The sequence below is a fragment of the Pseudomonas citri genome (genome assembly GCF_025336485.1).
GTDB lineage: Bacteria > Pseudomonadota > Gammaproteobacteria > Pseudomonadales > Pseudomonadaceae > Aquipseudomonas > Aquipseudomonas citri.
This window is the reverse complement of record NZ_JAODAB010000009.1, coordinates 38,490-61,236: the sequence shown is the minus strand read 5'-3', so window position 1 is coordinate 61,236 and position 22,747 is coordinate 38,490. Positions and strand designations below refer to the sequence as shown.

At 60.4% G+C, this 22,747-nt stretch carries 22 protein-coding genes; 10 read left to right on the top strand and 12 right to left on the bottom strand.

Features of this window, described 5'->3' with window-relative positions:
* Positions 1-7: 7 nt before the first annotated feature.
* Complete coding sequence (locus N4Q37_RS12680; RefSeq protein ID WP_260958344.1) at positions 8-1,135, bottom strand: GGDEF domain-containing protein; 1,128 nt, start codon at positions 1,133-1,135, stop codon at positions 8-10.
* A 372-nt stretch (positions 1,136-1,507) separates the two neighbouring features.
* Entirely contained in the window at positions 1,508-1,882 is a 375-nt protein-coding gene (locus N4Q37_RS12675; RefSeq protein WP_260958343.1) for a lysozyme inhibitor LprI family protein, read from the bottom strand.
* 433 nt (positions 1,883-2,315) lie between these two features.
* On the opposite strand from N4Q37_RS12675, the gene N4Q37_RS12670 reads away from it, so the two are divergent.
* Positions 2,316-2,672 (top strand): DUF6124 family protein, encoded by a 357-nt coding sequence (locus N4Q37_RS12670; protein WP_260958342.1) that lies wholly within the window; start codon positions 2,316-2,318, stop codon positions 2,670-2,672.
* Between the two features lie 245 nt (positions 2,673-2,917).
* Positions 2,918-3,685, top strand: a complete 768-nt coding sequence (locus N4Q37_RS12665) for a sulfite exporter TauE/SafE family protein (RefSeq protein ID WP_260958341.1) — start codon at positions 2,918-2,920, stop codon at positions 3,683-3,685.
* A gap of 84 nt (positions 3,686-3,769) precedes the next feature.
* Here the strand turns inward: N4Q37_RS12665 and N4Q37_RS12660 are convergent, their stop codons facing one another.
* The 3 genes from N4Q37_RS12660 to N4Q37_RS12650 form a co-directional block, all read right to left on the bottom strand.
* Complete coding sequence (locus N4Q37_RS12660) at positions 3,770-4,543, bottom strand: MetQ/NlpA family ABC transporter substrate-binding protein (protein WP_260958340.1); 774 nt, start codon at positions 4,541-4,543, stop codon at positions 3,770-3,772.
* Between the two features lie 79 nt (positions 4,544-4,622).
* Positions 4,623-5,285 (bottom strand): methionine ABC transporter permease, encoded by a 663-nt coding sequence (locus N4Q37_RS12655; protein ID WP_053149304.1) that lies wholly within the window; start codon positions 5,283-5,285, stop codon positions 4,623-4,625.
* The gene (locus N4Q37_RS12650; protein WP_260958339.1) at positions 5,285-6,292 is read right to left on the bottom strand and encodes a methionine ABC transporter ATP-binding protein; all 1,008 of its coding nucleotides are present in this window, start codon (positions 6,290-6,292) and stop codon (positions 5,285-5,287) included. The genes N4Q37_RS12655 and N4Q37_RS12650 overlap by 1 nt, the downstream gene beginning before the upstream one ends.
* A 203-nt stretch (positions 6,293-6,495) precedes the next feature.
* On the opposite strand from N4Q37_RS12650, the gene katE reads away from it, so the two are divergent.
* Positions 6,496-8,658 (top strand): catalase HPII, encoded by a 2,163-nt coding sequence (gene katE / locus N4Q37_RS12645; protein ID WP_260958463.1) that lies wholly within the window; start codon positions 6,496-6,498, stop codon positions 8,656-8,658.
* Between the two features lie 163 nt (positions 8,659-8,821).
* Here katE and N4Q37_RS12640 read toward each other — a convergent pair whose 3' ends face one another.
* Genes N4Q37_RS12640 through zur form a run of 4 tightly spaced genes read right to left on the bottom strand, consistent with a single transcriptional unit; the run spans position 8,822 to position 11,618 of the window.
* Positions 8,822-9,535: a PA5502 family lipoprotein gene (locus tag N4Q37_RS12640; RefSeq protein ID WP_260958338.1), complete on the bottom strand. Its 714-nt coding sequence runs from the start codon at positions 9,533-9,535 to the stop codon at positions 8,822-8,824.
* A 37-nt stretch (positions 9,536-9,572) separates the two neighbouring features.
* Positions 9,573-10,361, bottom strand: a complete 789-nt coding sequence (gene znuB / locus N4Q37_RS12635) for a zinc ABC transporter permease subunit ZnuB (RefSeq protein ID WP_260958337.1) — start codon at positions 10,359-10,361, stop codon at positions 9,573-9,575.
* On the bottom strand, positions 10,354-11,136 hold the full coding sequence (znuC, locus tag N4Q37_RS12630; RefSeq protein ID WP_260958336.1) for a zinc ABC transporter ATP-binding protein ZnuC: 783 nt from the start codon (positions 11,134-11,136) through the stop codon (positions 10,354-10,356). Before znuC ends, znuB begins: the two co-directional genes overlap by 8 nt.
* Entirely contained in the window at positions 11,136-11,618 is a 483-nt protein-coding gene (gene zur, locus N4Q37_RS12625; protein WP_260958335.1) for a zinc uptake transcriptional repressor Zur, read from the bottom strand. The genes znuC and zur overlap by 1 nt, the downstream gene beginning before the upstream one ends.
* 66 nt (positions 11,619-11,684) lie before the next feature.
* Between zur and N4Q37_RS12620 the strand changes: the two genes are divergently transcribed.
* Positions 11,685-12,608 (top strand): zinc ABC transporter substrate-binding protein, encoded by a 924-nt coding sequence (locus N4Q37_RS12620; protein WP_260958334.1) that lies wholly within the window; start codon positions 11,685-11,687, stop codon positions 12,606-12,608.
* A gap of 66 nt (positions 12,609-12,674) precedes the next feature.
* Here the strand turns inward: N4Q37_RS12620 and N4Q37_RS12615 are convergent, their stop codons facing one another.
* Both N4Q37_RS12615 and N4Q37_RS12610 read right to left on the bottom strand, forming a co-directional pair.
* Entirely contained in the window at positions 12,675-13,625 is a 951-nt protein-coding gene (locus tag N4Q37_RS12615; RefSeq protein WP_260958333.1) for a homoserine kinase, read from the bottom strand.
* 54 nt (positions 13,626-13,679) lie between these two features.
* Positions 13,680-13,970, bottom strand: a complete 291-nt coding sequence (locus N4Q37_RS12610; protein WP_260958332.1) for a DUF2782 domain-containing protein — start codon at positions 13,968-13,970, stop codon at positions 13,680-13,682.
* A gap of 74 nt (positions 13,971-14,044) precedes the next feature.
* On the opposite strand from N4Q37_RS12610, the gene polA reads away from it, so the two are divergent.
* Positions 14,045-16,813 carry a DNA polymerase I gene (gene polA, locus N4Q37_RS12605; protein ID WP_260958331.1) on the top strand — a complete coding sequence of 923 codons (2,769 nt, stop codon included), beginning with the start codon at positions 14,045-14,047 and terminating at the stop codon, positions 16,811-16,813.
* A gap of 280 nt (positions 16,814-17,093) precedes the next feature.
* Here polA and yihA read toward each other — a convergent pair whose 3' ends face one another.
* Complete coding sequence (gene yihA / locus N4Q37_RS12600) at positions 17,094-17,735, bottom strand: ribosome biogenesis GTP-binding protein YihA/YsxC (protein ID WP_260958330.1); 642 nt, start codon at positions 17,733-17,735, stop codon at positions 17,094-17,096.
* Between the two features lie 190 nt (positions 17,736-17,925).
* Between yihA and N4Q37_RS12595 the strand changes: the two genes are divergently transcribed.
* From N4Q37_RS12595 to N4Q37_RS12575, 5 genes are all read left to right on the top strand, one after another.
* Complete coding sequence (locus tag N4Q37_RS12595) at positions 17,926-18,216, top strand: c-type cytochrome (RefSeq protein ID WP_003196231.1); 291 nt, start codon at positions 17,926-17,928, stop codon at positions 18,214-18,216.
* A 46-nt stretch (positions 18,217-18,262) separates the two neighbouring features.
* Positions 18,263-18,874 (top strand): c-type cytochrome, encoded by a 612-nt coding sequence (locus N4Q37_RS12590; protein WP_260958329.1) that lies wholly within the window; start codon positions 18,263-18,265, stop codon positions 18,872-18,874.
* Between the two features lie 199 nt (positions 18,875-19,073).
* Positions 19,074-19,718 carry a thiol:disulfide interchange protein DsbA/DsbL gene (locus N4Q37_RS12585; protein ID WP_260958328.1) on the top strand — a complete coding sequence of 215 codons (645 nt, stop codon included), beginning with the start codon at positions 19,074-19,076 and terminating at the stop codon, positions 19,716-19,718.
* A 14-nt stretch (positions 19,719-19,732) separates the two neighbouring features.
* Positions 19,733-20,611 carry an endonuclease/exonuclease/phosphatase family protein gene (locus N4Q37_RS12580; protein WP_260958327.1) on the top strand — a complete coding sequence of 293 codons (879 nt, stop codon included), beginning with the start codon at positions 19,733-19,735 and terminating at the stop codon, positions 20,609-20,611.
* A complete protein-coding gene (locus tag N4Q37_RS12575; RefSeq protein ID WP_260958326.1) occupies positions 20,608-22,665 on the top strand; it encodes a GGDEF domain-containing protein in 2,058 nt (685 codons plus the stop codon). Before N4Q37_RS12580 ends, N4Q37_RS12575 begins: the two co-directional genes overlap by 4 nt.
* Positions 22,666-22,747 lie beyond the last annotated feature (82 nt).

Sequence of the window (22,747 nt, the reverse complement as noted above, 5' to 3'; positions counted from 1 at the left end):
CGCAAACCTACTGCGCCACAGCCACCTGATTGCGCCCCTGCGCCTTCGCCCGATACAACGCCTTATCCGCATTGTTCATCAAACTATGAAGGTCTTTATACCCCGTCTCCGTCGACGCCACCCCAAGGCTGGCAGTGATGCGGTTAACCGGTTCGATCATCAAGCCATCAATCGTCTGAATCAGCTCTTCCGCAATCTGCAGGGCGACGTCGATGGACGTGTCCGGCAGCAGCACCGCGAATTCCTCACCGCCGAGCCGGCCCTGGACATCCGTTGGCCGAAAGGACGAGCTGATCACCGCGCCCATCTGGCGCAACACCTGATCCCCTACCTGATGGCCGTAGGTATCGTTGATGTGCTTGAAGTGGTCCATGTCCAACATCACGGCGCACACCCCCCGCCGGTTGGCTTTGCACTCGTCGTAAAGCTGCTGGGCATGTTCGAAAAACGCCCGTCGACTCTTCAGCCCGGTCAGTTCATCGGTTTGTGCGGCCCGGGTCGAAACGCTGTTCGCCTGCTCCATTTCGCGGGTGAGTCGAAACGCGGTTTCCAGTGCCTGGGACATTTTGGTGGTCGCGCGGGCCGCAAAGGCTGCGAACACCAGGATCGAAAGCCCCATGCCGACTTGAATCGAAGACGGTTGAAACAGCAGCCACACAGTGCAGGGAAACAGCACCAGGCCAATGGAAACCAGCGTCATGTCGCGGTAGGCCGAGTAACACGACACCGCACTGACGGACATTCCCACCGTGAAAAGCATGACTAAAGCCTGCGACAGCAGATCGTCCGCTGGCATCACCACGAGCGCGCCGCCGCCCCAGATGCTGGCGGACAACACCAGCGTGACCCAGTACTTACGCTCCCAGCGTTGAGGCGTGCGCTCGCTTTCATCGCTGCGCAAATAGGCCACGAACATCGCGATGCGCAGCAGTGTCGAGCCGGTCAGTACGGCCAGCCACCCAAAAATCGCGCTGTGCTCAAAACGATCCCAACACAGCCAACTGAGCATGATCGCCGCGAGATAACTGCCGAACACCGCCGAAACGGATTGACGGAAAAGTTGCTGCAACCGATCAGTTCGCACCTGCTTGGCGATGAAAAGATCTGGGGCGTTCCGAGATCTCGGAAAATCCATGTAATCCACCTGATCATGAAGCAACCAAAAACGCGATTGTGGCACCCTGCTACTAACGCAAACAACCGAATACACACACTACCGCCCGCAGCCCCCAAAGAATCGTCTCCGCCTCTTTCAATAGCAAGACGATTACAAGTCACAACCCTCAACCCGTGGCGAGGGAGCTTGCTCCCGCTGGGCTACGTAGCAGCCCCAGTCAATACCGGTCAGTCGACGCCGTGATCAGCCTAGTTCCCCCCATAAAAAACCCGACACCTTAAATGTCGGGTTTTCATGGAGTACGACTTTTCGCTTGTCCTATCGCTTCTTACTAGCGATAGATGTCAGAGGCCCTTGGCAGCTTATTCCGGCCCGCGAATGATTCACGGGTTACTCGACTTGCGACAGCTTGGCGTCGTCACAACCGGCAGCACGGCACTCGCGCTCGACAGCCTTGAGTATGACGATACGCGCTTCGGTCTTCTCGTTGGCACAGTCCAGGTAGAGCAGGCCATCGTTGGAACAGGCGCTGTCGCGATTCTTGATCCACTGGATTTGAGCGGCCTTCACCTTTTTTTTCTGATCCGGGTTCAGCGCACTCATCGTCTTCTTGTATTGATCATTGATTTCCTGATCCGACTGAACCATTTTCAGCGACGCGCAATAGGTTCTGTCATAGGCGTTTCTAGGGTTATCGCAACTCATCGCAAATGCCGATGCCGATGCCATTAGCAGCGATGCCCCAACCAACAAAGACTTGATCATTCACTTCTCTCCCTGAATGCCCCCTATTCATTAGAGGTCGCGGCGGGGAATCTATCATGAGGGTTGCCCCGAATTACAGGTAATAAACGCCACCTGTTTATCCCCCCACTCCAACCCTTCCAGCAGGCTACCCAACCTTGCGCCTTTGCCTACAACTACGCCAGAATCCGCCCGCTTGTGCGCCTTGCCCTCGGGTTCTATCGTTTCCCTGCCACTGCCCATCAGTGGTCGGGTTTAGTAGCCCGAGGTATTTAGTAAGGTGCAAGGCTCCTGTCAGTCAGGTATTTCCATGCCTGTATTTGATGGCGGCTGTGCGCAGGGCGCCCTCGGGCGCGCCGGCTTTGCTGAGTCCCCGGTCTACTAACCTGCGTACAGCTGCCCCCCTTCTGTTTAGTAGCTAAAGGGTTGCGGCATCACCTACAGGACTTAGCTCATGTTCAAACCTACTCCGAACCCGCCAGAAATAGGCAATTCGTCCTCGCAAACCAAATCCAACGCCAAAAAGCACGACGAAGCCACCAAGCGTGCCTTGGATTTCTACCTCCTCCCGAAACCAACCAACCCCGAAGACGAGAAACCGGGCCGACTATTCACCGTCGTAAGCGACATCGACAACGAATCCCTACTCGCCAACCTCACCGAAACCCTGGCCTCGGCCGACGCGATGGTCAGCGACCTGGCTTTTGACCTGGAAGGCTCACGACGACACGTTGCCCTTGGTATCCAGCAATTGATTGAGTTGAGTTCGTTGTTGGCGGGGCGGGCGTTGGATAACGTTGATCTGCGGTAGCAAGTAAATAGCCGTCAACGAAAACCCGACGCTATGCGTCGGGTTTGCTTTGGTTGAGGCCCTCATCCTTGCGCCTTTGCCTACAACTACGTCGGAATCCGCCGGCTTGTGCGTCGTGCCTATGGTTCCTATTGTGTACCTGTATTTAATAGTGGTTTGAATGCTGGATCGCTGGCCTCTGTTAAGTCTTTTTAATTAAGTACACGCGGTAGTGAATCTGTTGAAGTTAAAAATGGACAGTTTTTATGCAAATTGAATACGCCATGGCTGCATTGGGGTTTTTTGCTTTTTTCGGGGGGATGATTGATGCCGCTGTGGGCGGAGGAGGCTTGGTGCAAGTACCCGCCCTTCTCCATGCATTGCCTCAACATTCATTGAGTACGGTTTTTGGAACTAATAAGCTGGCTGTTCTTGTCGGAAATATTTCTTCTATATTTAGTTACGTCAAAAGAATAAAAATCGTTTGGAAACTCATGTTTCCGACGATGGTTTCCGCTTTTATATTTTCGTTTCTTGGCGCATTTTCCATTTCGCTCGTTCCGAAAGAGGTAATGGAGTATGTTGTCTTTTTCGTACTGATAGCGATGGCTATCTATACATTTGCAAAAAAAGATTTAGGGCGAGTTCACTCGGCCGCCCAATGCGGATCCAGAGAGATTTTACTGGGGATTTTTTTTGGTGGTTTGGTTGGGTTTTATGACGGTGTTTTTGGCCCTGGCAGCGGCAGTCTTCTGTTATTCATATTTGTTAAGTATTTTGGCTATGATTTTTTAAATGCATCTGCTTCAGCAAAACTGGTTAACTTGGGAACGTTTAGCGCGGCGCTATTGTTTTTCATACCTTCAGGTCATGTGCTATGGGTAATCGGTGGGTTGGTCGCGGTGTGTAATATGGCGGGCGCCCTGACGGGCACTTTTTTGGCCTTGCGGTATGGGAGTGGCTTAATTCGTATATTATTTCTTTTCTTGTTGATGTTTCTTATCGGTCGGATGGGACTATCCATATTGGTATGACTGATTTTCGCGTAACGCCATCAACATTCCGAAAAAATGGGGCTGCATTTACATGCAGCCCCGTTTTTTCTATCGCGAATCAGATCAGAACGCCGGCAACACCGCGCCTTTGTACTTCTCAAGAATAAAAGCCTTCACTTCCGGCGTATGCAGCGCCGCCACCAGCTTCTTCATCGCCTCACTGTCTTTATCATCCTCACGAGCCACCAGAATGTTCACGTAAGGCGAGTCGCTGCCTTCGATCACCAGCGCATCCTTGGACGGATCCAGCTTGGCTTCCAGCGCGTAGTTGGTGTTGATCAGCGCCAGGTCGACCTGGGTCAACACGCGTGGAATGGTCGCCGCTTCCAGCTCACGGAATTTCAGGTCCTTCGGGTTTTCAACGATGTCCTTGGTGGTGGACAGGATGTTGCCCGAGTCCTTCAGCTTGATCACGCCAGCCTTGGCCAGCAGCAACAGCGCACGGCCGCCGTTGGTGGCGTCGTTCGGGATCACCACATTGGCGCCGCCGGGCAGTTCGTCGAGTTTCTTGTACTTGCTGGAGTACGCGCCCAACGGTTCCAGGTGCACGCCGGCGACGCTTACCAGGTGGGTGCCCTTGGCTTTGTTGAATTCATCCAGGTACGGCTGGTGCTGGAAGAAGTTGGCGTCCAGGCGTTTTTCGGCGACTTGGACGTTGGGTTGGATGTAGTCGGTGAAGACTTTGACCTTGAGGTCCACGCCTTCCTTGGCCAATGCCGGTTTGACGAACTCGAGGATTTCCGCGTGCGGGACCGGTGTGGCTGCGACAGTCAGGGTGTCAGCGGCATGGGCGGAAAACGCTGCGGCGGCAGCGAAGGCGACCAGTAGTTTTTTCATTCAGCAAAACTCCTTGTGGGGTGCCTGCTCTTGGCACCTGCCGGCGGATGGCCGGCTCATGGTTTATTGGCGCGAGGCCTTATTTTCTAGAGAAATGCACAACCAGTTTGTCGCCCACGGTCTGCAACACCTGGACCAGGACCAACAGCAACACCACGGTGACCACCATCACATCGGTCTGGAAACGCTGGTAACCGAAACGGATCGCCAGGTCGCCCAAGCCACCGGCACCGACCACACCGGCCATGGCCGTGTAGGAAACCAGCGTAATGGCTGTGACCGTAATCGCCGCGAAAATGCCCGGGCGGGCTTCTGGCAGCAAGGCGTTGACGATGATCTGCCGGGTGGTCGCGCCCATGGCCTGGGTGGCTTCGATGATGCCGCGATCCACTTCGCGCAGGGCGGTTTCCACCAGGCGGGCGAAGAACGGTGTCGCGCCCACCACCAACGGCGGAATGGCCCCGGCCACGCCCAAGGACGTGCCAGTGATCAATACCGTGAACGGGATCATCACGATCAACAGGATGATGAACGGCAACGAACGCAGGATGTTGACGATCAGCGACAGCAGCGCATACACGCCCCGGGCTTCGAGCAACTGGCGCGGGCTGCACAAAAACAGCAACACGCCCAGCGGCAGGCCGAGCAGGACGGTGAACAGCAGCGAACCGAACAGCATGAGGAAGGTGTCGCCGGTTGCCAGCCAGATTTCCAGCCAGTCGATGTTTGCAAAAAATTCCATCAGCGCAGCACCTCCATGTGGACATCGGCCGCGGTGAAGCGGGCAAACGCCGCCTCCAGGTCACCGCCGGTGATGGCGAGGGTCAGTTGCCCGTAGGGGGTGTCTTTGATGCGGTCGATACGGCCGGCCAGGATGCTGTAGTCCACGCCCGTTTCGCGGGCGACGGTGCCGAGCAGCGGTGCGTAGGTGGAATCGCCCTGGAAGGTCAGACGCACGATGCGTCCCGGTACGTGGGCAAAGTCGTCGCGCTGTTCGCTTTCGTCGATTTGCTCGTCTTCCTGGACAAAACGCTTGGTGGTCGGGTGCTTGGGGTGCAGGAACACCTCGGCCACCGGGCCTTGTTCGACGATGACGCCGGCGTCCATCACCGCCACTTGATCGCAAACGCGGCGGATCACGTCCATTTCATGGGTGATCAGCACGATGGTCAGTTTCAGTTCGCGGTTGATCTCGGCCAGCAATTGCAGCACCGAGGCGGTGGTTTGTGGGTCGAGGGCGCTGGTGGCTTCGTCGCACAGCAGGATCTTGGGCTTGGTCGCCAGGGCGCGGGCGATACCGACGCGCTGTTTCTGGCCGCCGGACAGTTGCGCTGGGTATTTCCTGGCGTGGTCGGACAAACCCACCCGCGCCAGCAATTCGGCGACCCGTTGGTCGATTTCGCTGCGGGACAATTCGCCGGCCAGCGTCAGTGGCAGCGCCACGTTGTCGGCCACGGTCTTGGACGCCAGCAGGTTGAAGTGCTGGAAGATCATCCCGACCTGCTGGCGAAAGCGCCGCAGGCTGTTGGCGTCCAGGGCGGTGACTTCCTCGCCGTCGACGATGATCTTGCCGCCGCTGGCATCTTCCAGACGATTGATCAGGCGCAGCAGGGTACTTTTTCCCGCACCGGAATGACCGATGAGGCCGAAGACCTGGCCGTTCTCAATCGTCAGATTGGTCGGGTGCAGCGCGGGGATTTCCTTACCGGCAACCCGGTAGGTTTTATAAACGTTTTGAAACTCGATCACGTAGCGAACCTTGTGGGGCGCGTTGGAATAGGATCAGCGGTTAGCCGGGCGCGCATTTTAGCCTGTCCGTATAGAGGTTCTTAGCATTTATTTGCCAATCAACCAGCCAATTGGCAATAACGCGATCAAAGGCATAAAAAAGGAACGCTGCCAAACGGCGTCGGTCACTCCTTAAGCCACTCGAAAATGCCCGGGCTCTGTGCCTGGCCCCCGAGGAGTTATGCCTGATGAGTACCGACAAGCCCACCGCCACCCCGAGCCAATTGGCCGGTACCGACGCCCTGAACCGCGCCAACACCAACGCCAAGCTCGACAGACTTGAAGCGTTTCGCGTCGACGCCACCGAACAGGCGTTGCGCACCAACCAGGGCGTGAAGATCGCCGATAACCAGAACACCCTGCGCGCCGGCCCCCGTGGGCCTTCGTTGCTGGAAGACTTCATCATGCGTGAAAAAATCACGCATTTTGACCATGAGCGCATTCCCGAGCGCATCGTGCACGCCCGTGGCACGGGTGCCCACGGCTATTTTCAAGCGTATGAGGCCCATTCGGCCTTGACCAAAGCCGGTTTCCTACAAGATCCGAGCAAACAAACCCCGGTGTTCGTGCGTTTTTCCACGGTGCAGGGGCCACGGGGCTCCGGCGACACCGTGCGGGACGTGCGTGGCTTCGCGGTGAAGTTTTTTACCGATGAGGGCAATTTCGACCTGGTGGGTAACAACATGCCGGTGTTTTTCATCCAGGATGCCATCAAGTTCCCGGATTTTGTCCACGCGGTTAAACCCGAACCCCACAATGAAATCCCTACCGGCGGTTCGGCTCACGACACCTTCTGGGACTTTGTCTCGCTGGTGCCGGAATCGGCGCACATGGTGATCTGGGCTATGTCCGACCGGGCCATTCCCAAAAGCCTACGCACCATGCAGGGTTTTGGGGTGCACACTTTCCGAATGATCAACGCTGAAGGCCGTAGCAGTTTCGTCAAATTCCATTGGCGGCCCAAGGCCGGCACCTGTTCATTGGTGTGGGACGAAGCGCAGAAACTGGCCGGCAAGGACACCGACTACCACCGTCGTGACCTGTGGGAAGCGATCGAGATGGGTGACTACCCGGAATGGGAATTTGGCGTCCAGGTTGTCGCCGAGGAAGACGAGCATAAATTCGACTTCGATCTGCTCGATCCGACCAAGATCATTCCTGAGGAACTGGTGCCCATCACGCCGTTGGGCAAGATGGTGCTGAACCGCAACCCGGACAACTTCTTTGCCGAGGTCGAGCAAGTGGCGTTCTGCCCCGGGCACATCGTGCCGGGCATCGACTTTTCTAACGACCCTCTGCTGCAAGGCCGACTGTTTTCCTACACCGATACGCAAATCAGCCGACTCGGCGGACCGAATTTTCATGAGCTGCCGATCAACCGTGCGATCACGCCGGTGCACAACGGCCAGCGCGACGCGATGCACCGCACCACTATCGACAAGGGGCGCACGTCCTACGAGCCGAACTCCATCGACGGCGGCTGGCCGAAGGAAACTCCGCCGGGCCCGGCGGACGGCGGCTTCGAAAGCTATCCGGAGCGGATCGATGCCTACAAGATCCGCCAGCGCAGCGAGTCGTTCGCTGATCATTTCTCCCAGGCGCGGCTGTTCTACAAGAGCATGAGCGCCCACGAGCAGGAGCACATCATCGCGGCCTACAGTTTTGAACTGGGCAAGGTGGAGCGTGAGTTCATCCGGGTGCGGCAAGTGAATGAGATCCTCGCCAACATCGACCTGGAGCTGGCCGCGCGGGTGGCGAAGAACCTGGGGTTGCCGGCCCCCACCTGCGGCACCGTCGATGTGCCGACGCCTTCCCTGGAACAGTCGCCGGCGTTGAGCCAGGCGAACCTGTTGTCCGGCGATATCAAGACGCGAAAAGTGGCGGTGTTGGTGGCGAACGGCGTCGATGGGGCAATCATCGATACGCTCAAGCAGGCGCTGATGGTCGAGGGCGCTTACGCCAGGATCCTGGGGCCGACTTCGGCGCCGGTCACCACCGCTGACGGGCAGACATTGCCGGTGGATGCGTCTATGGAAGGGCTGCCGTCCATTGCCTTCGACGCGGTGTTCGTGCCAGGTGGTGCGGAGTCGATCAAGGCGTTGAGTGGGGACGGTGTGGCGGTGCATTACGTGCTGGAGGCCTACAAGCATTTGAAGGCCATTGGGCTTCATGGCGAGGCCCGGCAGTTGCTGGTGGAGTTGAAGCTGGAGGTGGATGCGGGGTTGATCGAGGATGCGGAGGCGAGCAATTTTTCGCGGTTTTTTGCGGCGATTGCCCAGCACCGGATTTGGCGGCGGGAGGCCAAGGCTAAGGGGGTGCCGGCTTGAGGGGGCTGAAAGGGTTTGTTGTTTAGTCGCGCGCTATCGCGGGCAAGCCTTGCTCCCACAGGTCGACTCTTGTAGATCCATTCTCACAGGGGAAACTCATTCACCTGTGAGAATTGCCCTGTGGGAGTCAGTCCTGTGGGAGCAAGGCTTGCCCGCGATGCTTTCAGGGCTGCCGAGGTGTCAACACCACCTGCGCCGGCACGTTGCGCAAAATCTGCTTCTGCAGCTTCAGATCAAACCCAGGGTCGAGTTTTGTCACGCGCTTGGTCAGCAACGTCGCCAGCCACGGATAGTCATCGATCCGCGGTACCTGGATGCTGACGTCGCAGTGGAAATTCACCACATCCGCCGCAATGGCGTCCAATTGCCGGCGCAGTTGCTGCATATCGCCGATATTCAGGGCAATCGTCGTGCTTTCCGCACTCGGGTCGATCAGTTTGGCGACGGGTTTGGCTTCGGCGGCCTTGAGGTCGGCCTCGGCTTTTTCCAGGTCGGCCTTGCGCGCTTCGGCGATGGCGCTGTTGACTTCGCCGGTCAATGCCGGGGCCTTGGGCATCAAGGCGCGGGCGCGGCTCAGGGCGGTGGCGGCGGCGTTGACATCGCCTTTTTGCAGGTCGATCTGGCTGCGGCGCAGGTACGCCTCGGCCAGTTGCCGCTGAAAGGGTTCCAACGACGCATCTTTCGGCGACTGGGCCTGCAACGCGGCCAACTGGTCTTCAGCGGTGGCCAGTTCATTGCTGGCCAGGCTTTGCTCGAGCTGCGCGATGGCCGGGCCCCGGGTATCGGGGGCCTCGGCGACCGGCGGCGGACTCTGGCAAGCACCCAGCAGCAGGGAAAATGCGACAAGGAGCAGATAACGGGAGGCGGACGGCTTCATTCCTGCGACTCTCTATTTGCGCAAAAAGCGAGCAAGTCTACACCCCTCGACGAGGCAGGACAAAACTCAGCAGAAACAATCCGGCGGCGCTGACCACGATCGAGGGGCCGGCGGGGGTGTCCTTGAACCACGACAATGCCAGCCCGCCGCACACCGCGAGCATGCCCAGCAGGCTTGCGCCGAGGGCCATCTGTTCCGGCGAGCGGGCGTGACGCTGTGCCGCAGCTGCCGGGATGATCAGCAAGGAGGTGATCAGCAGCACGCCGACGATTTTCATCGCCACGGCAATCACCACGGCAATCAGCAGCATCAGCGCCAGGCGCAAGCCCGTTACCGGAAGGCCTTCGACCCGCGCCAGTTCTTCATGCACGGTGACCGCCAGCAATGGGCGCCAGAGCGCTACCAGCAACAGCAGCACTGCCGCGCTGCCGCCGAGGATCCACGACAGGTCCATCGGGCTGATGGCCAGCAGGTCGCCGAACAGGTAGGCCATCAGGTCGACCCGCACGTCATGCATGAAGCTGAGCACCACCAGCCCGAGGGACAAGGTGCTTGGCGCCAGTATGCCCAGCAGCGTGTCGGAGGCCAGCGGTTGGCGCTGTTGCAAGGTCACCAGCACCACCGCGAGCAGCAGGCAGCCGACGGTCACCGCCACGGCCGGGCTGACGTCCAGCAGGAACCCGAGCGCCACGCCGAGCAACGCTGCGTGGGACAAGGTGTCGCCAAAATAGGCCATGCGCCGCCAGACCACGAACGAGCCCAGCGGCCCGGCCACCAGCGCGAGGGCCAGGCCTGCGAGCAGGGCGTACAACAGAAAGTCAGCCATGCTTGCAGCCGTCTCCATGAACATGGGGGGTGACAGGGGCACCGATGACCACCGAACCGTGCAGGTCGTGGGCGTGGTCATGATGGTGGTGATAAATCGCCAGGCTGGAGGCGTTCTTGCCGAACAGCTCGACGAACGCCGGGTCGCCGCTGACGTGTTCCGGGTGCCCGGAGCAGCAGACGTGGCGGTTGAGGCAGACCACCTGGTCGGTGGTGCTCATGACCAGGTGCAGGTCGTGGGAGACCATCAGCACGCCGCAGCCGTGACGGTCGCGCAGGCGGGTGATCAGGCTGTACAGCTCGGCCTGGCCCGCTACGTCGACGCCTTGCACTGGTTCGTCGAGCACCAGCAGTTCAGGCTCGCGCAGCAGGGCGCGGGCCAGCAATACGCGCTGCATCTCGCCGCCGGAAACGCTTTGCACCGGGCTGTCGATCACGTGTTCGGCGCCGACTTCGTTGAGGGCCGCCAAGGCCCGCGCGCGGTCCACCCCCGGCACCAGGCGCAAGAAGCGCAAGACCGACAGCGGCAGCGTCGGGTCGACGTGGAGTTTTTGCGGCATATAGCCGATCCGCAGCTTCGGCTTGCGCCAGACGCTGCCGCTGTCGGGCTTGAGCAAACCCAGCACGGCGCGCACCAGGGTGGTCTTGCCGGCACCGTTGGGGCCAATCAGGGTGACGATCTGCCCCGGCTCCACGCTCAGGTGGATGTTGTCCAGCACGCTCTGCCCGGCGAAGGTCACGGCCACTTGTTCGAGGCGGATCAACGCGTTGCTCATCAGGCCCCCTGGCAACCGGAACACAGGCCGACCACTTCGACGGTCTGGCTGTCGACCACGAAGCCGACCTCTTTGGCGCTGGCGACGATGGCATCGCTGATGGATTTTTGTTCGAGTTCGATGGCGGCGTGGCATTCGCGGCAGATCAGGAACTGGCCTTGGTGGGCGTGCTCCGGGTGGTTGCAGCCGACGAAGGCGTTCAGCGACGAGATGCGGTGGACCAGGCCGTTTTCCAAGAGAAAATCCAGCGCTCGATAGACTGTCGGCGGCGCGGCACGGCGGCCGTCCTGCTCGCTGAGCACCGCCAGGATGTCGTAGGCGCCCAGGGGTTTGTGGCTTTGCCAGACCAGCTCCAACACCCGGCGACGCAGGGCAGTCAGGCGCAACCCTTGGCGTGTGCAGAGGGCGTCGGCCTCGGACAATGCGCTGTGCACGCAGTGGGAGTGATCGTGGGGGCGACTGGCAAGTGGGGTGATAGGCATGGGCAGCGACGAGTTCCGTTAGAGACGTTATTATGTTACCCGGTCTCGCCTCTTCGAGTGGTCATCGTGTCTCGATTTTTTTCGCTGTTTGTCGTTTTTGTCGCAAGTTTTCTACTGATCGGCCCGGCCCAGGCCGACGTCAAAGTCCTGACCAGCATCAAGCCGTTGCAGTTGATTGCCGCTGCGGTGCAGGACGGCGTGGGCGTTCCGGAAGTGTTGTTGCCGCCAGGGGCTTCACCTCACCACTATGCGCTGCGACCGTCGGACGTGCGAAAGGTGCAGTCGGTGGACCTGCTCTACTGGATCGGCCCGGACATGGAAGGCTTCCTGCCGCGGGTGTTGAACGGTCGTACGCTGCCTTCCGTCGCGGTGCAGGAGCTGCCGGGGCTCAAGTTGCGGCATTTTGCCGAGGACAGCCAATCCCATACCGACGATGACGGCGACGAGCATGATCACGACCATCGTCCCGGCACGATCGATGCGCATTTGTGGCTTTCACCAATCAATGCGCGGGTGATCGCTGCCAAGATGGCCGCTGACCTGAGCGCCGCCGATCCGGCCAATACCGCTCGTTATCAAAGCAACCTCAAGGGTTTCAACCAGCGTCTGGATGCAATGGATGCGCGCTTGAAGACGCGCCTGGCGGGAATTGCGGGCAAGCCGTATTTCGTGTTCCACGAGGCGTTCGATTATTTCGAAGACAACTACGGGCTCAAGCACGCCGGGGTATTTGCCGTGGCTGCCGAAGTCCAACCCGGCGCCCAGCATGTGGCGGCGATGCGCACGCGCTTGCAGGCCGTGGGCAAGACCTGCGTTTTCAGCGAACCACCGCTGCGCCCGCGCCTGGCCGAAACCCTGGTGGCCGGGTTGCCGGTGAAGCTGGCGGAGTTGGATGCATTGGGTGGCTACACCCCGGCGACGGCGCAGGGGTATGAGCAGTTGTTGGAGAAGTTGGGGAGTGATTTGGCGGGGTGCCTGGAGTCGTTGTAGTTCGCTGCTAGAAACCCCGTGGCGAGGGAGCAAGCTCCCTCGCCACAAGAGTGTTCGGCTTTGCTGTTACAGGGCGAACGGCAACAACGTGTGAACCGTCTGCCGCTGCGCCAATCGCTGCTCAAACTCCATCGGGTCGTGAATCAACACATCCTGTCCGGCAAACGATTCGGCAGCGATCAAGCGTGACAGCCAGAACCGCACGCACGCCACGCGCAGCATGGTCGGCCACAGCTCGGCCTCGGCGGTGGTGAACGGTCGTAGCGCCGCATAGGCCCCCAGCAACGCCCGTGCCCGGGCGTCATCGAGCACGCCGTCGTCGTCCGAACACCAGTCGTTCAAGGCAATGGCGACGTCATACAGCATCGGCCCGGAACAGGCGTTGTAGAAGTCGATCAGCCCGGTCAGGTGGGTGCCTTCGAACATCGCGTTGTCGCGAAACAGGTCGGCGTGGATGTTGGCACGGGGCAGCGCGAGGATGCCGACCTTCTGCACGGCGATTTCGTCCAGCGCCGCCTGAAGCAACCGACGGGGATCGGTGTCGAGGTGCGACAACAGCTTGCTGCCCTCCTCCTGCATCCAGTCCAGGCCGCGATCGGTCTTGCGCTTGATCATGTTGTGCTGGGTGGCCAGGTGCAGATGCGCCAGCAACTCGCCGACCTGGGCGCAGTGTTGCGCGTTGGCCTGCTTGATGTGCTTGCCGGCCAGGCGCGGTTGCAGCAGCGCCGGCTTGCCCGCCAGTTCCCGCAGCGCATGGCCCTCGGTGGTGCGCAAGGCGTAAGGCACCGGCAGGTCGGCGGCGTGCAGCACGTCCAGCAGTTCGATGAAGAACGGCATTTCCTGCACTGGGCCGCGTTCAATCAGGGTCAGGACGAATTCGCCCTGCTCCAGGCTGATAAAGAAATTGGTGTTTTCGCTGCCAGCGGCGATCCCCTGGAAATCAAGCAGACGGCCAAGCCCGTAAGGGGCGAGAAAGGTTTCCAGCTCGGGCCGAGCCAGGGGGGTGAACACAGACATGGTTAAACTGCCAGTACGGGCGCCCTTGAGCGGGCGCCGATTGAAATTAGGAAACTATTTCCACTCAAAGATCTTCCATGACGGGATCAGCATATCCGGTTGGTCCGAACGGATGAAGTTTGCATCAGTGCCATCGGCGCGCACCAGGAAATATGGCTTGCCGTGCTTTGGCGTGACCTTGATCGCGTACAGGAAGCCGTTTTGCCGATACTCCTGAATGGTTTTGTCACCTTCGGTGCGGATGGTGACGTCCGGGTCCGCCGAGGGTGCGTCATCCGCTGCCATGACGGCCAACGGGGTGAATGCAAACAAGCCAGCCAGTAACAGGCGATTGAGTGTGCGCATGATAACCTTGTCCCTTTGTCGTCAACGGTCCCGCTATTCTAGCCTCGGACCCGCCGAAAAGGTTGATCCTGCTCATGAGCCAAGCGCCCCTCGTCCTGGTGGACGGTTCTTCTTATCTGTACCGCGCCTTTCACGCGCTGCCACCGCTGACCACTTCCAAAGGCCTGCCGACCGGTGCGGTCAAGGGCGTGTTGAACATGCTCAAGAGCCTGCGCAAGCAGTATCCGGACAGTCCGTTCGCGGTGGTGTTCGACGCCAAGGGTGGGACTTTTCGCGATGCGCTGTACGCCGAGTACAAGGCCAACCGCCCGAGCATGCCCGACGACATGCGCGTGCAGATCGAGCCGCTGCATGCCAGCGTCAAGGCCCTGGGCTTCCCGCTACTGTGCGTGGACAACGTCGAGGCCGATGACGTGATCGGCACCCTCGCCCGCAGCAGCGCGGCGGCCTCGCGCCCGGTGGTGATTTCCACGGGCGACAAGGACATGGCGCAGTTGGTCGATGGGCACATTACCTTGGTCAATACCATGACCGGTAGCGCCCTGGATGTGGCTGGCGTGAAGGAGAAGTTTGGCGTCGCTCCGGAGCAGATCATCGATTATCTGGCGCTGATGGGCGATTCTTCCGACAACATCCCGGGCGTTCCGGGAATTGGGCCGAAGACTGCATCCGGCCTGCTGGTGGGTGTCAACGGCGGTTTGGTCGAGCTGTATGCGCAACTGGACATCGTCGCCACGTTGCCGATCCGCGGCGCCAAGACCTTGGCCGCCAAGCTTGAAGAACACAAGGAAATGGCCTTCCTGTCCTATGAACTGGCGACCATCAAGACCGACGTGGCGCTGGACGTCGGTCTCGACGACCTGAAAATGGGCGCGCCGGATCACGAGAAACTCGCCGAGCTGTACACGTTGCTGGAGTTCAAGAGCTGGTTCGAAGAAAACCAGCGTGAGGCCAAGCGTGTCGGCCAGGACATTGCCGAAATCGCCGATGAACAGCCTGGCGCGGCCGAGGCCAGGTACGAGGTCATTCTCGATCAGGCGCGCTTCGAGGCCTGGCTGGCCAAGCTGGAAAAGGCGCCGCTGTTTGCGTTCGTCACGGAAACCAACGGTGACGACCCCCAGCATGCGCAACTGGTCGGGTTGTCGTTCGCCGTGGCCCCTTTCGAGGCGGCGTACATCCCGCTGACCCACTCCTACATGGGCGTGCCGGAACAGCTGGACCGTGACACCGTGCTCAAGGCCCTCAAGCCGCTGCTGGAAAACCCGACCAAAGCCAAGATCGGCCAGCACGCCAAATTCGAGACCAATATCCTGGCCAACTGCGCCATTGGTGGCGATCAGGACAACGGCATCCAGGTCCAGGGCATTGCCTTCGACACCATGCTTGAATCCTACGTGCTGGACTCCACCGCGACCCGCCACGACATGGACAGCCTGGCGCTCAAGTACCTGGGCCAGAGCAAGACCGATTTTCAGGATATCGCTGGAAAAGGGGTCAAGCAGCTGACATTCGACCAGATCTCCCTGGAATTGGCCGGCCCGTACGCTGCCGAAGATGCCGATGTCACCTTCCGTTTGCACCAGGCCTTGCAGGAAAAACTGGCGGCAATCCCGAGTCTGGGCAAGGTGCTCAACGAAATCGAGATGCCGCTGATGCCGGTGCTGGCGCGGATCGAGCGCCAGGGTGCGCTGGTCGATGCCAACCTGCTGGGCGTGCAGAGTGTCGAGCTGGGCGAAAAACTGGTGGCGCTGGAGCGTGAGGCGTTTGCCATTGCCGGCGAGGAATTCAACCTCGGTTCGCCGAAGCAATTGGGCGTGATCCTGTACGAAAAGCTCGGTTTGCCGGTGCTCAGCAAAACCGCCAAGGGCCAGGCCAGCACCGCCGAAGCGGTGCTGGCCGAACTGGCTGAGCAGGATTACCCGCTGCCCAAGGTGCTGATGCAGTACCGCTCGCTGAGCAAGCTCAAGAGCACCTACACCGATCGCCTGCCAGAGCAGATCAACAGCCGCACCGGGCGCGTCCACACCAATTACCAGCAAGCTGTCGCCGCCACCGGGCGCTTGTCCTCCATCGACCCGAACCTGCAGAACATTCCGATCCGTACCGCCGAAGGCCGACGGATTCGTCAGGCGTTCGTCGCGCCGAAAGGCTACAAGCTGCTGGCGGCGGACTATTCGCAGATCGAACTGCGGATCATGGCGCACCTGGCTAAGGATGAAGGCCTGCTCCACGCCTTCCGCAATGATTTGGATGTGCACCGTGCCACCGCTGCCGAGGTTTTCGGTGTCGAGCTGGACGCCGTCACCCATGACCAGCGCCGCAGCGCCAAGGCGATCAACTTCGGCTTGATCTATGGCATGAGCGCGTTCGGCCTGGCCAAGCAGATCGGTGTCGATCGCAAGCAGTCCCAGGCTTACATCGACCGCTATTTCGCCCGCTACCCGGGCGTGCTGGCGTACATGGAGCGCACCCGCGCCCAGGCTGCCGAACAAGGTTTTGTCGAAACCATTTTCGGTCGCCGGTTGTACCTCCCGGACATCAATGCGAAGAATCCGGCCTTGCGCAAAGGTGCCGAGCGCACCGCCATCAACGCGCCGATGCAAGGCACGGCGGCGGACATCATCAAAAAAGCGATGGTGGCGGTGGATCGCTGGCTGAGTGCTTCAGGGCTGGACGCCAAGGTCATCCTGCAGGTGCACGACGAACTGGTGCTGGAGGTGCGTGAGGACCTGGTCGAGCAGGTGCGCGAGGAAATCCGTCAGCACATGAGCGCCGCCGCCACGCTGGACGTGCCGTTGCTGGTGGAAGTGGGCGTGGGCAACAACTGGGACGAGGCGCACTGAGGCGTTGCCAGATAAGTGAGCGGACTCTGTGGCGAGGGGGGGGCCTCTCGCCGCATGGCTTTAGTTCGGAAAATTCCTACGGCTATTTCCAAAAATAATCTGAACTAAACCCGTGAACTGCTACTCAGAGAGTTTGAATGGCTGGTGAAGCCCTTCAATGCTCCTATGTTGTGTTAAGTGTTGGCAGATATCTGGACCCCGCCCTAGCGGTCCGGAACTTGGACCCCGAACTTCCCCCTCCCCATACGAAGTCCGGGGTTTTTTTTGCCTGCGATTTGGCTTATTCCGCCTCGTCGCTGCCCTTGTCCGCCAGTTCCATCCAATTGGCCAGCACGGTATAGGCCTCTTCCAGCCCCATGCGCTTGGGTGCCGAAAACAGCTGGATGGTGATCGCATCGCCCCAGCCCTTGCGGATCTGCGACTGGACTTTGAGCAAGGTGTTCTTGGCCGCGCCGTAGGTCAGCTTGTCGGCCTTGGTCAGCAGGATGTGCATCGGCATACCGCTGGCGACGGCCCAGTCAAGCATCAGCGTGTCGAAATCGGTCATCGGATGGCGGATGTCCATCATCAGGATCAGCCCTTTCAAACTCTCGCGGCTGCCCAGGTAGGCTTCCAGGTGACGCTGCCAGTGCTGCTTGAGCGGAATCGGCACCTTGGCGTACCCGTAACCGGGCAAGTCGACCAAACGGCGTTCGTCGTCTAGCTTGAAGAAGTTCAAGAGCTGCGTGCGTCCCGGCGTTTTCGACGTGCGGGCCAGGCTGGCATGGGTCAGGGTGTTCAGGGCGCTGGATTTGCCGGCGTTGGAGCGCCCGGCAAATGCCACCTCGAAGCCTTCGTCATCGGGGCACTGCTCGACTTTGGCGGCGCTGAGCATGAAGGTGGACTGTTGGCACAGGCCGAGGATGGGGTTCTTCAGTTGCATGGGATTTCCGATGTGGGCGGCGTCGGGAATGGACGCGGCAAGCTGTTCGTTTCCGTTTCAGTGACGCCAGTATATAATGCCGCAGATTTTGTGTGCGCTTTGTCCCAGCGTAGGACGAAGCACACGGGAGCGATCGACCGAAATTGCGCACTAGAACGCAGCTCGTTCCCAACCCTGAAAAGGTCGTTTTATGACGAAATGGCTGCTAGCTGCCGGTGTCTTGATGCCGCTTTACAGCGCTCAGGCTACACAGGATCCGGAAGCTGTGTACAACCGTGTTTGTGGTGCCTGTCATTCCGGCCAACTCCCCATGGCGCCCCGCAAGGGCGATCAGGAAGCTTGGACGCCGAGGTTGGCGAAAGGTATGGAGACGCTGGTGCAACACGTGACCCAGGGTTTCAAGGCGATGCCGCCGCGTGGTTTGTGCATGGATTGCAGTGCCGAGGATTACCGAGCCATCATCCAGTGGATGAGCGAGTGAACCCGGTCCATAACTCTTCAACCCTTAGCCGTAGTTGGATTAGCTGATGAACAAACTGATCGTGAGTCTGCTGTTGACCCTGGGGATATCCGGTGTAGCCCACGCCGCTGGTGACGCCACTGCCGGCCAGGCGAAAGCGGCCGTATGCGGGGCCTGCCATGGTCCGGATGGCAACAGCATGGCGCCAAACTTTCCAAAACTGGCGGGCCAGGGCGAGCGTTACCTGACCAAGCAACTGCACGACATCAAGTCGAACAAGCGCACTGTCTTGGAAATGACCGGCCTGCTGACCAACCTGAGCGATCAGGACCTGGCGGATATTGCGGCCTATTTCGCCAGCCAGAAGGGTAGCGTGGGCGCTGCCGATCCAAAACTCGTGGCTCGCGGCGAAGCGATTTTCCGTGGCGGCAACCTCGATAAAGGCCTGCCAGCCTGCACTGGCTGCCATTCGCCTAACGGTGCCGGCAACGCCGCTGCCGGCTTCCCGCACCTGGGTGGCCAGCATGCGCAGTACGTGACCAAGCAACTGACCGATTTCCGCAAGGAGGAAGGCGGTCGCGCCAACGACGGCGACGCGATGACCATGCGCACCATCGCGCGCAAGCTGAGCGACGAAGATATCGCGGCGGTGTCCAGCTACATTCAGGGCCTGCACTAAGAGCTTGGCGCCTGCGTTGCAGGGGGTGTCCGCCCCTTGCAACGTTAACGCTCGATTAATCTGTCGATGCAAGCATCAAAAGGGTGGCTTTGGCCGCCCTTTTTTGTGGCCGCTGCCGTTACACTAAGCACTTGAATCCGCCGCGACCGGTCTCGAAGATCGCCCATGGCGAGGTCACCTCATTGTCCAGGAGTAAAGCATGCGTAATCTGATCATCAGCGCCGCGCTCGTTGCCGCCAGCCTGTTCGGCATGGCCGGCCAGGCCACCGCCGAGGAGTCGAAGGCCCCTTACGTCGAACTGACCAACCCCGTTCCGGTGGCCGAGCCTGGCAAGATCGAAGTGGTGGAATTGTTCTGGTACGGCTGCCCGCATTGCTACGCGTTCGAGCCAGTCATCAACCCATGGGTCGAGAAACTGCCGGCTGACGTGAATTTCGTCCGCATCCCCGCCATGTTCGGTGGTCCATGGGATGCCCACGGCCAGATGTTCCTGACCCTCGAAGCCATGGGTGTCGAACATCAGGTCCACGCTGCGGTGTTCAATGCGATCCAGAAAGAACGCAAGAAGCTGACCGACAAAGAAGACATGGCGGCCTTCCTGGCAACCCAGGGCGTGGATAAGGACAAGTTCCTGGCCACCTTTGACTCCTTCGCCATCCAGGGCCAGATCAAGAAGGCCCGCGAGCTGGCGAAGAAATACGAAATCACCGGCGTACCGACCATGATCGTCAACGGCAAGTACCGCTTTGACATCGGCTCTGCCGGCGGTGCCGAGCAAGCGCTGCAACTGGCCGACCAGTTGATCGCCAAGGAGCGCGCGGCAACCAAGGCTGCCGCCAACTAAGCGCGGCCCACGCCATGGCCCGTTGGAGCACCGAGCGTATCGTTGGCCTGCATCAACCGCGGGTCAACGAGCATCATGTCACGTCCACGGGCCTGCCCGCCGAAAGTCGCCTGCGACTGCTCAGCTTCAACATCCAGGTGGGCATCAGCACCGAACGCTACCGGCACTACCTGACCCGTGGCTGGCAGCATTTGCTACCGCACCCCGGGCGGGCCGGTAACCTGCAGAAAATCGGCGACCTGCTGAAGGATTTCGACCTGGTGGCGTTGCAGGAAGCCGACGGCGGAAGCCTGAGGTCCGGCTACGTCAACCAAGTGGAGCATCTGGCCCAACTGGGTGCGTTCCCGTATTGGTACCAACAGCTCAATCGCAACCTGGGGCGTCTCGGCCAGCACAGCAATGGTGTGCTGAGTCGCCTGCGTCCCTGGGCGATCGAAGACCATCCGTTGCCGGGTCCCAAGGGGCGCGGGGCGATCTTGGCGCGTTTCGGCGAGGGCCCGGAGGCTCTGGTGGTGGTGATGATGCACCTGGCGCTGGGTGCTCGCACACGAACGATGCAGTTGGCCTATATTCGCCAGCTGATCGGCGATTATAAGCACCAGGTCCTGATGGGTGACATGAACACCCATGCCAACGACCTGCTGCACACGTCCCCTTTGCGCGACCTGGGCCTGCTGGCCCCGCAACTGGAGGCGACGTTCCCCAGCTGGCGTCCGCAACGCTGCCTGGACCATATCCTGCTGAGCCCGACCTTGACCCTCGAACGTGTCGAGGTATTGCCCCAGCCTATTTCCGATCACCTGCCGGTTGCGGTTGAAATTCGTCTGCCGGGTTCGCTCACGGCCGACGCATTCCCCGCGCTGAGTCCTGCCCCCTGCGGATCCGATGAATGAGCGACGACGCCGAACGCTGGAGAGAGAAGTACCTCAAGAGTATCGAACAGCAGGAAAAGCTTGAGCGCCGCTGGGACGCTCGGCTCGACTTGCTGCGTCGAGGCCTGGTGCGCAGCACCCTGGCCGCCGAAGGTACTGACAAGGCCGTCGATCAATGCATGAAGGAAATGCGCGAGGTGGTGCGTACCAATGACATGGACGCCGGCCTCGCCGCCCTGTTGCCACGCCTGGAGAAAGCCGTGCTCGATTCCGAGCAGCGCCGCGAGACCCGGCTCGAACAAATGACCGCTGCGTTGACGGCGTTGGTCGCGCAGCTACAAACCCTGCCGCTGCCCAAGGAAGTCAGTCGTCCCCTGAAGAAATTTGCCAAGCAACTGGAGGACCGGGTCGGCCAGGCGCGGGAGATACCGCTGCTGCTCGGCGAATTGAGCGGCTTGCAGGGCAAGGCGTTGAGCGCGCTGCAAACACCGGCCGAGCCGAGTCGACCGGGCTTGCTGCAACGGCTGTTTGGTGGCGCCGGCCCAGAGCAAGAGACGTCCCTGCTGCCAGAGAAGACCCAGGACAGCGTGGTGTCCGCGCCCGAGACGTCGCTGCCGTCCCCCGTGGTCCCGGATATCGATGCGACGACGCTCGCGTCAGCTCCGGTCCCCTCTCCTGCCGTCGCGCCGGAAGAGGCGCGGGAAGAGGTGCCCGCACCAACAGCGCCAGCGCCCTCCGAGCCCGTCGCCGTCGTGCCGCCAGTGATCGAGCCTGTTCCGGACCCTGCCCCGGCGCTTGCCGCCGAAGAGACGGAGCCGTCCGACGAACCGACCGAAACCGCCGAGCCGATCTCCAGGGCTGATGACCAGGACGTGTCGCCGTCCCTGCGCGAGAGTCCCGATGAGCTGCTGCCAGAGGCCGCCGTACAAGCCCTGCCCGCCGAGCCTGCCTCGGAGGAGTCTGTCGAGCCCACGCTCGCTGGCGATGCGGATGACGCCCACTACGCCCTGCCCGACTCGCCGGAGCCCTCGTACAGTTCGGTCGCCAAGCACATCGAGGACACGCTGCTGGGCCTGTTGGGCGACCTGACCTTGCCCGAGCGGCATCGACCTCAAGCCGAGTCGATGCGTGAACGGCTGAAAAACGGTTTGAATTGGTATGAATTGCTGCCGGTCCTCGATGACCTCGCGGTGCTGATGCTGGCGATCACGGACAGTGGCCAGCACGAATTCGAAGCGTACCTGCAACGGCTCAATGACCGGCTCGAGTCGTTCCAGAGCAGCCTGCGGGCCGCCAGTGAAGACCATGCCGACAACCTGTCGGCGTCCAGGGAAATGGACTCGCAGATCCGCGAGCAGGTAGATGGCCTGCAGAGCAGCGTGCAGCAAGCCGATGACCTGGAAGGCCTCAAGCAGGTGCTGGAAAACCACCTCGAAGGCTTGCTGGGCACCATGGACCAGCATCAGAAGCAACGCGACCAGCGGGAACAGGAAGTCTCGGCTCGCCTGAAAAGCCTGGCCGAGCGTGTGGCGTTGATGGAGCAGGATGCGCTGATCGTCCGGGAAAACCTCGAAGAGCAGCGACAAAAAGCACTCATCGACCCGCTCACCGGGCTGCCCAATCGTGCGGCCTGGTCGGAACGTCTGGAGCACGAAGTCGCGCAATGGCAGCGGCAGGGCAACAGCCTGTTGCTGGCCATGCTCGACCTCGATCATTTCAAGCGCATCAACGACAACTATGGTCACCTGGCCGGCGACCGAGTGCTCAAGCTCATTGCCTCGGTCCTGCGCAAGCGCTTGCGCGGCAGCGATTTCATCGCCCGGTTTGGCGGTGAGGAGTTTGTCCTGCTAATACCTGATACACCATTGGCTGCCGGGACGAAGCTCGCGGAGAACTTGCGCGCCGCCATCGAGGCCTGCCCCTTCCACTTCAAGGGCGAGCCGGTGACGGTGACCGTGTCCATTGGCATGACGGCGTTCAAAACCGGCGAAAACAGCGATTCTGTGCTCAAAAGAGCCGATCAGGCGCTCTATAGAGCAAAAAATGCTGGGCGTAACCGCGTGGAAATGGGGTGACCGGCAATTGTTCCATTTTGTGTCACCCGCAGAGGCGAGCCAACTCATTGCCGGGCAATACGTTACACTGTTGCATTAAATC